The 11,391-nt window shown below is 74.9% G+C and carries 9 protein-coding genes; 2 read left to right on the forward strand and 7 right to left on the reverse strand.

Annotation, left to right across the window (positions count from 1 at the left end; genetic code table 11):
- Positions 1-229 precede the first annotated feature (229 nt).
- From AAHZ94_RS18370 to AAHZ94_RS18385, 4 genes are all read right to left on the reverse strand, one after another.
- Positions 230-1,636, reverse strand: a complete 1,407-nt coding sequence (locus tag AAHZ94_RS18370; RefSeq protein ID WP_349994045.1) for an FAD-dependent oxidoreductase — start codon at positions 1,634-1,636, stop codon at positions 230-232.
- A 131-nt stretch (positions 1,637-1,767) separates the two neighbouring features.
- The gene (locus AAHZ94_RS18375; protein WP_502964707.1) at positions 1,768-2,745 is read right to left on the reverse strand and encodes an SCO4651 family lipoprotein; all 978 of its coding nucleotides are present in this window, start codon (positions 2,743-2,745) and stop codon (positions 1,768-1,770) included.
- A 193-nt stretch (positions 2,746-2,938) separates the two neighbouring features.
- On the reverse strand, positions 2,939-3,829 hold the full coding sequence (locus tag AAHZ94_RS18380; protein WP_349994047.1) for an SCO4651 family lipoprotein: 891 nt from the start codon (positions 3,827-3,829) through the stop codon (positions 2,939-2,941).
- 491 nt (positions 3,830-4,320) lie between these two features.
- Positions 4,321-5,511, reverse strand: a complete 1,191-nt coding sequence (locus tag AAHZ94_RS18385; RefSeq protein ID WP_349994048.1) for a thiolase family protein — start codon at positions 5,509-5,511, stop codon at positions 4,321-4,323.
- A 364-nt stretch (positions 5,512-5,875) separates the two neighbouring features.
- Here AAHZ94_RS18385 and hemG point away from each other — a divergent pair, with 364 nt between their 5' ends.
- Positions 5,876-7,375 carry a protoporphyrinogen oxidase gene (hemG, locus tag AAHZ94_RS18390; RefSeq protein WP_349994049.1) on the forward strand — a complete coding sequence of 500 codons (1,500 nt, stop codon included), beginning with the start codon at positions 5,876-5,878 and terminating at the stop codon, positions 7,373-7,375.
- Between the two features lie 116 nt (positions 7,376-7,491).
- Positions 7,492-8,208, forward strand: coding sequence for a hydrogen peroxide-dependent heme synthase (gene hemQ, locus AAHZ94_RS18395; protein ID WP_349994050.1), 717 nt, complete (start codon positions 7,492-7,494; stop codon positions 8,206-8,208).
- 147 nt (positions 8,209-8,355) lie between these two features.
- Here hemQ and AAHZ94_RS18400 read toward each other — a convergent pair whose 3' ends face one another.
- The 3 genes from AAHZ94_RS18400 to AAHZ94_RS18410 all read right to left on the reverse strand — a co-directional run.
- Entirely contained in the window at positions 8,356-9,240 is an 885-nt protein-coding gene (locus AAHZ94_RS18400) for a TIGR04222 domain-containing membrane protein (protein ID WP_349994051.1), read from the reverse strand.
- Positions 9,241-9,399: 159 nt separating this feature from the next.
- Positions 9,400-10,500 (reverse strand): TIGR04222 domain-containing membrane protein, encoded by a 1,101-nt coding sequence (locus AAHZ94_RS18405; RefSeq protein WP_349994052.1) that lies wholly within the window; start codon positions 10,498-10,500, stop codon positions 9,400-9,402.
- On the reverse strand, positions 10,497-11,391 hold an 895-nt coding region (locus AAHZ94_RS18410; RefSeq protein WP_502964708.1), incomplete at its 5' end, for an SCO6045 C-terminal-like domain-containing protein. The genes AAHZ94_RS18410 and AAHZ94_RS18405, both read right to left, overlap by 4 nt.

Here is an 11,391-nt window from a genome sequence, read left to right on the forward strand (position 1 = left end):
GGCCAGTAACTTCCGGGGACGGGGGCATCGGCGTCACGAGAGTTCCTCGTCGAGGAAGTCGAAGATCTCGTCGTCGGGGGCCGCCGCCCACCGGGGGGGCGCCCCCCCCCCCGGGGGCCGGGGCCGGGGGGGGCCCCCCGGGGTGGGGGGGGGCCGGGCCCGTACCCGTACAGCGCCGCCGAGAGCCGGGCCGCACGGACGGCCGGGCCGCGTGGCCGGGCCGTCCCCCTCAGCGTCCGCTCGTCGCCGTGTCCTTGGCCACCGCGGCAGCCGCCTTGCGGGCCGCGACCAGGACCGGGTCCCAGACCGGCGAGAACGGCGGGGCGTACCCGAGGTCCAGGGCCGTCATCTGTTGCACCGTCATGCCCGCGGGCAGCGCCACGGCCGCGATGTCCACGCGCTTGGCCGCGCCCTCACGGCCGACGATCTGCACCCCGAGCAGCCGGCCCGTACGCCGCTCGGCCAGCATCTTCACGTGCATCGGCCGGGCCCCCGGGTAGTAGCCGGCCCGGCTGGTCGACTCGATGGTGACCGTGACGAACTGGAGTCCCACCGCCCGCGCCTGCCGCTCCAGCAGCCCCGTACGGGCGATCTCCAGGTCGCACACCTTGCTCACGGCGGTGCCGACCACGCCGGGGAAGGTGGCGTAGCCGCCGCCGACGCCCGCGCCGATGACCTGACCGTGCTTGTTGGCGTGGGTGCCGAGCGCGATGTGCCGAGTACGCCCGGAGACCAGGTCGAGCACCTCCACGCAGTCGCCGCCGGCCCACACGTTCTGCTGCCCGCGCACCCGCATCGCCAGGTCGGTCAGCAGCCCGCCCGACTCGCCGAGCGGCAGCCCGGCCTGCCGGGCCAGCGTCGTCTCGGGGCGCACGCCGAGGCCGAGCACGATGACGTCGGCCGGGTACTCGGCGTCCTCCGTGGCCACCGCGCGGGCCCGCCCGTCGGCGTCCGTGCGGATCTCGGTGACCTGTGCGCCGCGCACCGTCTCGATGCCCAGGCCGCACATCGCCTCGTGCACCAGCCGCCCCATGTCCGGGTCGAGCGTGGACATCGGCTGCTCGCGGCGGTCCACGACGGTGACCCGGTAGCCGCGCTGCACCAGCGCCTCGGCCATCTCCACGCCGATGTAGCCGGCCCCGACGACCACCGCGCGCGGCGCCTCGCCGTCCTCCGCGGTGCGCAGCGCGTCCAGCAGCGCCTGCCCGTCGTCCAGGTTCTGCACCCCGTACACGCCCGGTGCGTCGATGCCGGGCAACGGCGGCCTGACCGGCCGCGCGCCCGTCGCGATGACCAGGTCGTCGAAGCCCGTCCACGCCTCGGTGGCACCGGGTGCCGCAAGATCGCGGGTGCGCCCCCGCTGCCGGTCGAGGTCGATCTCGGTGACCTCGGTCCGCATCCGCAGGTCGATGCCGCGCTCCCGGTGTTCCCCCGGCGTCCGCGCGATCAGCGCGTCGGGCCCCGCGACGCTGCCCCCCACCCAGTACGGGATGCCGCAGGCCGAGTACGAGCTGAAGTGCCCCCGCTCGAAGGCGACGATCTCCAGTTCGTCGGGCTTCTTGAACCGCCGCGCCTGCGACGCGGCGGACATCCCCGCCGCGTCACCGCCGATGACCACCAGCCGCCGAGTTGCCATGCCGCGTGCTCCTCCCTCGTTCGCCGTACGTGCGGCTTTACGGTACGGGGCGGGCGGGGGCGGGCCGACGGCAGTGGTCGCGGTGGTTGGGTCTGCGCGGCGGCCGTGGCCCGCACTCCTGTCCTATCGCCCTATTCGTCTTCCCAGACCAGGTCGGACTCGTCCACGACCTGGTCAGCGGGCGGCGGCTTGAGGACGAAGCCCTTGGGGAGGGCCTGGAACGTCAGGGTCCGCTCCACCAGTCCCTTGGGGGTGTCGCTGCGCATCCGGTACCGCTTGGTCTGAAGGCGCGCGTCGTCGACCCAGATGTCGATCGTGAAGCGTTTGATGCCCCACTTCTTGAATTCGCTCATGGTGGCAGCGTTCTGCAACCGTTTGTCCCGGGTCTTCGCCGAATCGCGGAGTGCGGCGCTCATGCGGTCCACGGGCGTGGTGCCGCGGTAGTGGGTGGTGCGCACGCCTTCGATGACCTCTTTGCCGATCTTGCGGAGGCCGTCTACCGCTGATGTGTCGGGGGCGGAGTCCTTCGCCGCCCCGTCGAACTCGCCGTCCAGCAGCTCTGGTGCCCGCTCGGACCTCTTGATCCAGGGCGTGTCGCCCAGCCCCTCGCTGCTCTCCGCATCGCCCTTGAAGTAGATCCAACCGTCGACGAGTCGAAGTTCCATCTGCGGCTCGCTGCCCAGGCTCGGTATGTAGATCCGACGGGCCACGGCTTTCGGCTTGTCAGTCATCACGACCTCGTTGATCGTGACCGGTTCCCCGGGGTGCCGCACGGTCCCCGTCATGCGGAAGGACCCGTACTTCTTCCCGTTCTTCTTCATGGCCTCGCGCAGCTTTGCGATCTCATCCGTCCGGGGCGAACTCGTCCCGGTTGCGGGTGCGGAGCCGGGCGTGGCGCCTGCCGACGCACTCGGCTCCCCGCTCCGCGCGCCCTGCGGTGTCCCGCTGGGCCGCGCCCCCACCCGTCGCAGGTCGTCTTCGGCGGCGTTCGAGGACGAGCCGCAGCCGGCTGCTGTGCCGCAGAGGACGAGGGTGCCGAGGAGGGCGCCGATTCGGTGTCTGTGGCGGTGGTTGGGTCTTTGTTGGTGCGTGTGTAAGGCGTTTGTCATTTGTCCCACCCCTATGGGTTATGGCGCGCTTTGTGTGCGGCTCGCGGACTGTAGCGCACGGATAGCGGACGGTTGGGTGGGGGGTGGGGTGAAGTTCCCTGGTGGGGTGGGGTGTTGGGCAGGGTCGGTCAGTGATGTTGCCGCGGCCCGGGGCGGCGTGCTGGCGCTGCGCACGGCGGGCCGCGGCGTGGCGTCAGCCGCCCGAACCGCCGCTGTCCGCAGCCGCATCGACGATCTGGTCGGGCGCGGGCGGGTCGATGCTGAAGCCCGAGTCGATGCCGTCGTACACCAGCCCCATCGCGAAGGTGCCGGCGGGCGAGGCGCCCCGCATGACGTACTGGCGGAGCAGGCCGTCGGTGTCGATCCACAGCTCCAGCGTGAACTGCTTGATGCTCAGCGCCTCGTACTTCGCGATGCGCCGCGTACGGTCAGCGCGCTGGGTCCGGTCCTTGACGGTGGCGAGTTCGGCGCGCAGGGCGGCCACGGTCACGGTGCCCCGGTAGCGGGTGGTCTCGGTGTTGCGCAGGGACTCGGTGCCCGTCTTGCGCAGGCCGTCGATCTTCGCGGGCGGCGTCGACGGGCCCATCGGGTTCTCCAACATCCGGTCGGCCAACTGGTCCCAGCCGCCCTCCAGCGGCCCCGAACGCCCCTGCTTGACCCAGGGGGCGTTCTCATCGACCCGGGTGTAGACCACGCGGTCGACGACGCGCTTGGAGCGCGAGTCGGCGACGCCCGTTGTCTCATCGGCGCCTGCGACGTCGACGTCCTCCCGGCGCATGCTGAACGGCTTGAAGGCCATGTCGGCGCTGGTGAGCAGCTCCTCCTTGCCGGGCGCTGTGACATTGAGCGTGACGCGGATCGAGGTGGTCTGCTGGAGTCGGCGGGTGGCCGTGCGCACCGCCTCCGCCGGGGAGCGCTGGGCCGGCGTCGAGCTCGCGCGCGGGCTCGGCGTGGACCGCCGGGGTTCGTCGGCCGCGTTCGACGAGGAGCCGCAGCCGGCCACCGTGCAGCACAGCACGGCACTGACGGCGACCAGCGCCGCCCAGTTGGGTCTGTGGTGGTGCTCCCGTAAAGCTGTGTTCATCTGCCCCGCCCCTTAGCGTGATCGGGCCCCTACGGCCCGGCGCGCGGACCCTAGCGCGGGTTGAACGGGGCGCCGGGAGCGGGGTGGGGAGAGCCGGCCGGTGTCGCGGCGGGGGCCGCCCGGTCCTGACCGCCTCGCGCGCGTGCGTACGCGCAGTAGCAGTAGCAGTGGCGGGTTCGTGCTGGTCGTCGCCCGCACCCTTTCCACTCCGCCGCGCGCGCGTGCGTACGCGCGCTGCCCCCGCAGATCTACGGGCGGACCAGCCCCCGCCGCCCCGCGCAGGTGCGTGTCCGCCCCGCACGCCGGGCCGACCCTGCCCGGGCGCCGCTCCTCGCGCACGCGAGGCGACGCCGCGCCGCGGCAAGAAGTCCAGCCGGCGCCGCCCCTCGCGCACGCGTACGCGCGAGGCGGCGGAGAACGGGGCCGCAGCGGCGGGGGCAGGGCCGCGCGCGCGGCGGTGGGGGACAGGGCCGGGCGCGGCGCGGCGCCGTTCAGCGCTCCAGTACCAGCGCCTGCCCCTGCCCCACCCCGATGCATAGCGCCGCGAGGCCCACGCCCGAGCCCGCCGCGGCGAGTTGGTGGGCGACCGAGCCGGCGAGGCGGGCGCCGGAGCAGCCGAGCGGGTGGCCGATGGCGATGGCGCCGCCCCGCGGGTTGACGATCGCCGGGTCGAGCTCGGGCCACTCCGCGAGGCAGCCCAGCGCCTGGGCCGCGAACGCCTCGTTCAGCTCGAACGTGGTCAGGTCGCCGAAGCCGTGCCCGCTGCGTTCCAGGACCTGCCGCACCGCCTGGATCGGGCCGAGGCCGAAGTGCTGCGGCTCGATGCCGGTGACCGCCGTCGCCCTGATGCGGGCCAGCGGTTCGCGCCCGGTGGCCGCCAGCCCCTCGGCGCCGCACAGCAGCAGCGCCGCAGCCCCGTCGCTCAGCGGCGAAGAGTTGCCCGCGGTGACCGTCCCCTGCGGGCGGAACGCGGGCCGCAGCCGGGCCAGCGCGTCCAGCGAGGTGTTCTCGCGGATCGTCTCGTCCCGGTCCAGGGCGGCGGCCGGGCAGGCCACCACCTCCGCCTCGTACGCGCCGTCCTTCCACGCCCGGGCCGCCTTGTCGTGGCTGGCCAGCGCGAACGCGTCCTGCGCCTGGCGGCTGATCTCGTACTGGTCGGCGATGAGTTCGGCGCCCTCGCCCAGCGACACCGTCCACTGCGGCGGCATCTGCGGATTGGTCATCCGCCAGCCGAGCGTGGTGTTGAGCAGCGTCTGGTTGCCCGGCGGGAACGCGCGGTCCGGCTTGGGCAGCACGTACGGGGCGCGGCTCATGGACTCGACGCCGCCGGCGATGACCGTCTGCGCGTCGCCGACGGCGATGGCCCGCGCCGCCTGCACGACGGCCTCAAGCCCGGAGGCGCACAGCCGGTTGACGGTCGCGCCCGGCACCGTGACCGGCAGCCCGGCCAGCAGCACCGCCATCCGGGCCACGTTGCGGTTCTCCTCGCCCGCACCGTTGGCGTTGCCGAAGTACACGTCGTCGATCCGGGCCGGATCGAGCTGCGGCGAGCGCTCCACGAGCGAGCCGAGTACGTGCGCGGCGAGGTCGTCCGGCCTCACGCCGGACAGCCCGCCGCCGTACTTGCCGATCGGCGTGCGAACTGCGTCGACGATGTACACATCGCGAAGGCGGTCATTCATGCGGTGGTGGTCCCTCGTCTGAAGGTGTGCCGGTGGATGACGGTGGTGCCAAGGCTGGTACGTACGGGGCGGGGCGGGAGCGGCAACGGGCAGGCGGCGGTGCGGCCGGGTGCCACGCGGGGTGAGGCAGGTCGGAAGCCGGTGGCGCCGTTGCCGGGCCGGCCCGTCGGCGGGCAGCAGCCAGCCGGCCGACCGATCGTCCGTTCGGCCGGTGGGAGCGGCTCTGTGCATCGTGCGCCCCGCGCCGAGTCTCCGCACCATGGCACGCAGTGTCAATGGGGCCCGCACACCCGTCCGCCGCCGGGGGCGCCGCCGGGGGGGGGGGCGGGGCGGGCCGGGCCCGACGCGGTGAGAGAGTGGGGGTATGAGCGAATCGCACGTTCCGGCCCGCCGGGTGGTCGTCATCGGTGGCGGGATCTCCGGACTGACCGCCGCCCACCGGCTCCAGCACGGCGGCGCGCAGGTCACGCTCCTGGAGGCGACGGGCAGGCTCGGCGGCAAGCTGTACGGGGGTGAGATCGCCGGCGTCCCGGTGGACCTCGGGGCCGAATCGATGCTCGCCCGCCGCCCCGAGGCGGTGGACCTGGCGCGCGCCGTGGGGCTCGCGGACCGGCTGTGCCCCCCCGCCGCGGCGGCCGCCGGCCTGTACACCCGGGGCGCCCTGCACCCGATGCCGGCCGGCCAGGTGAGGGGCGTCCCCGGCGACCTGACCGCGCTGGCCGCCTCCGGGGTGCTCACCGACGCCGGCGTCGCCCGCGCGCGCGAGGACGCCGAACTGCCCCCGGTGGAGGTCGGCGAGGACATCGGCATCGGCGCGTACGTCGCCGCCAGGCTCGGCCGCGAGGTCGTCGACCGGCTGGTGGAACCGCTCCTCGGGGGCGTCTACGCCGGCGACGCGTACCGCATCTCGATGCGTGCCGCCGTGCCCCAGTTGTACGAGGTGGCGCGCGCCGGCGGGCCGCTCACCGGGGGAGTGGCGGCCCTGTTGCGGCGGGCGGCGTCCGCCGGCACCGCGGCGGGCCCGGTCTTCATGGGCATCGACGGCGGCGTCGGCCGGCTGCCGCTGGCGGTGGCCGACGCGCTGCGGGCCGCCGGCGGGCAGGTGCGGCTGCACACCCCGGTGCGCGAGCTGACCAGGACCGGTGCCGGCTGGCGCGTGGTCACCGGCGACGGGGCCGCGCTCACCGCCGCCGCGGTCGTGCTCGCGCTGCCCGCCGCCGCTGCCGCCGGGCTGCTGGCCGCCGCGGCGCCGGCCGCGGCCACCGAGCTCTCCGCCGTCGAGTACGCGTCGATGGCCCTGGTGACCATGGCGTTCCGGCGCAGTGAGGTGAGCGAACTGCCCGCCAGCCGCGGCTTCCTGGTGCCCTCGGTCGACCGTCTGACCATCAAGGCGTCCACGTTCTCCAGCAACAAGTGGGGCTGGGTCGGGGACGCCGACCCGGAGCTGTTCGTGCTCCGCACCTCGGTCGGCCGGTACGGCGACGCGGCCGACCTGGAGCGCACCGACGCCGAACTGGTCGCCGCCTCGCTGGCCGACCTCGGGACCGTCGCCGGGCTGCGTGCCCGCCCGGTGGCCAGCCGCGTCGAGCGCTGGGACGGCGGGTTGCCGCAGTACCCGGTCGGCCACCTCGCCCGGGTCGCCCGCATCCGCGAGCACGTCGCCCGGGTGCCGGGGCTCGCGGTGTGCGGCGCGGTCTACGACGGGGTGGGCATCCCGGCGTGCGTGGCCAGCGCGCACGCCGCGGCGGACGCGCTGCTCGCGACGGCGACGGGGACGGTGACGGCGCCTGGGACTGGGACGGCGCCCGGGACGGCGACGGTGACCGAGCCCGGGGCAGCGACTGCGACGGCGCCCGCCGGCTGAGCACCCCCGGCCCCCCTGACGTCGTGAAGACTCCCGGCACCCCGACCGCCCCGGCACCGCGCCCGGCGGCGGACGGGCGACCGCCGGAGGCAAGGTGAAGAGTGAGAAGAGGAACGATGACTGCTGCTCCAGACAAGACGCCGAACGCGGGCAAGCGGGCCAAGGACCTCAACGAGGTCATCCGCTACACGCTGTGGTCGGTGTTCAAACTGCGCGACGTGCTGCCCGATGACCGCGGCGGCTACGCGGACGAGGTGGAGGAGCTGTTCGCGCAGCTCGCCGCCAAGGACGTCACGGTGCGCGGCAGCTACGACGTGTCGGGGCTGCGCGCCGACGCGGACCTGATGATCTGGTGGCACGCCGAGACGGCGGAGGCGCTCCAGGACGCGTACAACCGCTTCCGCCGCACCCGGCTGGGCCGCGCGCTCGAACCGGTCTGGTCGAACATGGCGCTGCACCGCCCCGCCGAGTTCAACAAGTCGCACATCCCCGCCTTCCTCGCCGACGAGGAGCCCCGCGCGTGGGTCAGCGTCTACCCCTTCGTACGGTCCTACGACTGGTACCTGCTGCCCGACGAGGACCGGCGCCGGATGCTGGCGGACCACGGCAAGATGGCGCGCGGCTTCCCGGACGTACGGGCCAACACGGTGCCGGCGTTCTCGCTCGGCGACTACGAGTGGCTGCTCGCCTTCGAGGCGGACGACCTGTACCGCATCGTGGACCTGATGCGCCACCTGCGGGCCTCCGAGGCGCGGCTGCACGTCCGCGAGGAGGTCCCGTTCTTCACCGGCCGCCGCAAGCCGGTCGCGGAACTGGTGGCGGGCCTGGCCTGAGCCATGGTCGCCGGCTGCGCGGCGTGAGTACGGGCAGCCGGCAGCCAGCGGCACGGGGTGCCGCCCACCGTGGAACGGACGGACGGACGGGCGGGCGGCGCCGGCCGCGGGCCGCGCACACCGGCCGCGGTGCAGCGACTGCGTGTTTCAGTGGTGGCCGCGGTGCCTGCCGCCGCGTAGCGCGGCCCGTAGCGCGGGGTCCGCGAGCCCGGCCGTGCCGTGGATGGCGAGCACGGTGAGCGCGGCCTTGGTGATCCGGGCCTCGGCGTCGTCGGGGGCTCGGCCGGTGGCGGCGGCCGGGCCCGCACCCGCGGCGGGTTCCGCGGGGGCGGTACGGGCGGGGCCCGGGGCGGGCCGCCGGTCCTCGCGCGGCGGTACGGATATCTCGCCGAGCCGCCGCTGCCCGGCCGGCGAGGCCCACCGCGTGTACGGGTGGACCTCCACGCGCGCGATGGCCAGACATCCCGTGGTCAGTACGAGGGGCAGCGCGAACCAGGCGGCGACCGGCCCCGCCCCGGTCGTCGGCGGCACGATCGCCAGCGCGGCGAACGCCGCCACCAGCACCAGCACACAGGCGCCGCGCACCAGCGAGACGGCGGACGCCACGCCGTTCCTGGCCGCGTCCGGCACCGCGAGCCCCGCGGCCACCAGCCGGTCGGCCAGGGCCCGTACCGCATCGGCCGCCGCGAGCGCCGAGCGCACCGGCGACACGGGCGCCTGCCCGGCCGAGCCCACCGCGCGGATCAGCGAACGCTCCATCTCGTCCCGACCCACCGGGTCGACCACCGTCACCCAGCCGGTGTGCGCGAGCAGGAGCCGCCGTTCGCGGTGCATGGCGACCAGGGCGAGTTCGCTCACCCGGTACGGGCCGCCGGACAGGAACGCCGTCTCGTACAGCGTCAGTGCCCGGCCGGCGTCGGTGGCGGCGGGGGCGTCGGCGCCCTGCGCGGCGGCGACGGCCGCCTGACACAACCTGGCGCAGGTGACGATCGCCGCGACCCAGGCGATCACAAGGAACAGAACCCACAGCATGGCCGATTCTTACTCGGCCAATTCCCGCTCCGCCACGATGTGTTCACGATACGGACGGTCAGTGTGCGGGCGGTCACCGACGGTTTCCTCCGGTGGGGCGCGGGCCCCGGCCGGCCGCGTGTGGTCCCCGTGTGGCCGGGCACTATCTCAGCCTCAGCCTCAGCCACCACCCCCGCCGCCACAGCCGCCTCCGCCACCACCACAACCGCCGCCCCCTCCGCCACCACAACCGCCGCCCCCTCCGCCGCCCCCGCCGCCGCAGGCACTCCCGCCGCCGCAGCCTCCGCCGCTGCCGGAGCTGACCCCGCAGGAGGAGAGGCCGCAGCCCCCTGGAGTGGCGCAGCCGCCGGTGCCGTTGCCGCCACTGCCGCTGCTGGACCAGCCACCGGTCTTGCCGGCGGCGGAGGTCCGTACCGACTCTTCGAGCGCCGTGCCGCACCAGACGACCACCGCGGCCCCGGCCGCCGCCGCGCCCGCCGCCGCTGCCCCGGCTGCGGGCTGCGCGGTCAGGCTGCGGCGCGCGGCCTCCCGCAGCAGCGTGCTCACCTTCTCCTCCATCACCGCCGTGCCGCGGACCGCGATGCGGGACTTGGACGTCGTGGAGGTGTTGCGGGCGACGCCGCGCGACCTGGCGTACGCGGTCAGGGCCGTGCGCCCGGCCCGTGTCACCCGGCGGCCGAGCGCCCGCTGACAGCCGAAGGCGGCCAGCGCCCCGAGCAACAGCGGCGGCAGCAGCGCCGCCAACAAGGTCCACGGGGAGTCCGAGCCGAAGGTGGACACCATGGCGACCACCGCAAGCGCCAGGCACGCGTACTTGACGGCCCGGCACCGCAGGTGCCAGCGGTCGCCCACCCCGGGCCGCACCATCAGGCCGCGCGCCGCGAGCGCGTCGCCGATCTGCTGGACGGTGGGGCTGCGCATCACCTCGCCGCGCAGCCAACCGAGGCTGCCGTACGGGGAACGGGCATGGGCCGCGACGACCTCGCCCTCCACCGGATGCCGCGGCTTCACCCGCTTCACGGTGACCACACCCGGCTCGATGAGCTTGATCCGCTTGTCGGTGTGCATGGAGCACAGGACGAGGTCGGCGACCCGGCCGGGCCCGCCCGCAAGGAACGCCGCCTCCCACAGGTCGTCGGCGTCCGGCGCTCCCACCGGCGTCGGCCGCGCCCGGCGGGTCCGTACGACGCCCTGTACCAGGTACGCCACGGCCGAGGCGACGACCACATAGGCCGCCACGGTGAGACCGGTGAGGATCATGCCCGCCCCCAGCGCAGTCGGGCGGCGCGCCACAGCCGCGCCGCGGGGTGCCCGGTGGGCGGCGCCGGCTCGGCGCGCTCCTGCCACCAGGCGGTGAGGCTGCGGCGCAGCGCCGGGTCCCGGTGCTCGTCGACGGCCAGCAGGTGTTCGACGAAGGCGAGCGCGTCCCGCCGGTAGCCGGCGCTGAGCGGGCGGCTGCGGGCGTACGCCCAGAACGCCGGCCGGTAGTCGGCGCCGAGCAACTGCGGGAGTTCCGGCGCCACCCTGGCGATCACGTCGCAGCGCTTGGCGAGCAACGCCCGCCCCTGCACCCGGATGCGGGCCCGGTCGAACCCCTCGGGCACCGGCGTGCCGGCGACCAACGCAGAGAGCAGGGCGGTCTGTGCGAGCGCCACCTGTTGCCGCACCGGGTCGGCCACCTCGCGCGCGCCCGTAGGCGATACGGGGCGGGCCGGGCCGGCTTCGGAAGCCGTGCTTGCCGGGGTGGTCTTGCCGGCTTCGACTGTCTTGGCCGTCTCGGCAGCGTCGGCTGTTTCGTTGGTGCTGGTGCTGGTGCTGGTGCTGGTGCTGTTGGCGTTGGTGTTGGTGTCGCTGGTCACGGAAGCTCCGTCCGGCCTGGCTGTCTTGCCGGTGCCGGTGCCGGTGCCGGTGCCGGTGCGGGTGCGGGTGCCAACGCCGGTCTCGATGCCGGTCTCGGTGGAGATGACGACCGTCTCCGCTTCGGCCTCCGCCCGGCGCCCCGCCACGGTTCCGTCAACCACTCCGGCCCCGTCGGCCGCCACAGCCCTGTCAATCACTCCGGTCCCGTCGATCGCCCGGGTCCCGCTGGTCGAGCCTGCCCCGTCGCCCACCACGGCCGCCGCGGTGGCCAGGGCCGGGGCGGCGGCAGGG

The organism is Streptomyces sp. HSW2009 (genome assembly GCF_040240285.1).
Classification (GTDB): Bacteria; Actinomycetota; Actinomycetes; order Streptomycetales; family Streptomycetaceae; genus Streptomyces.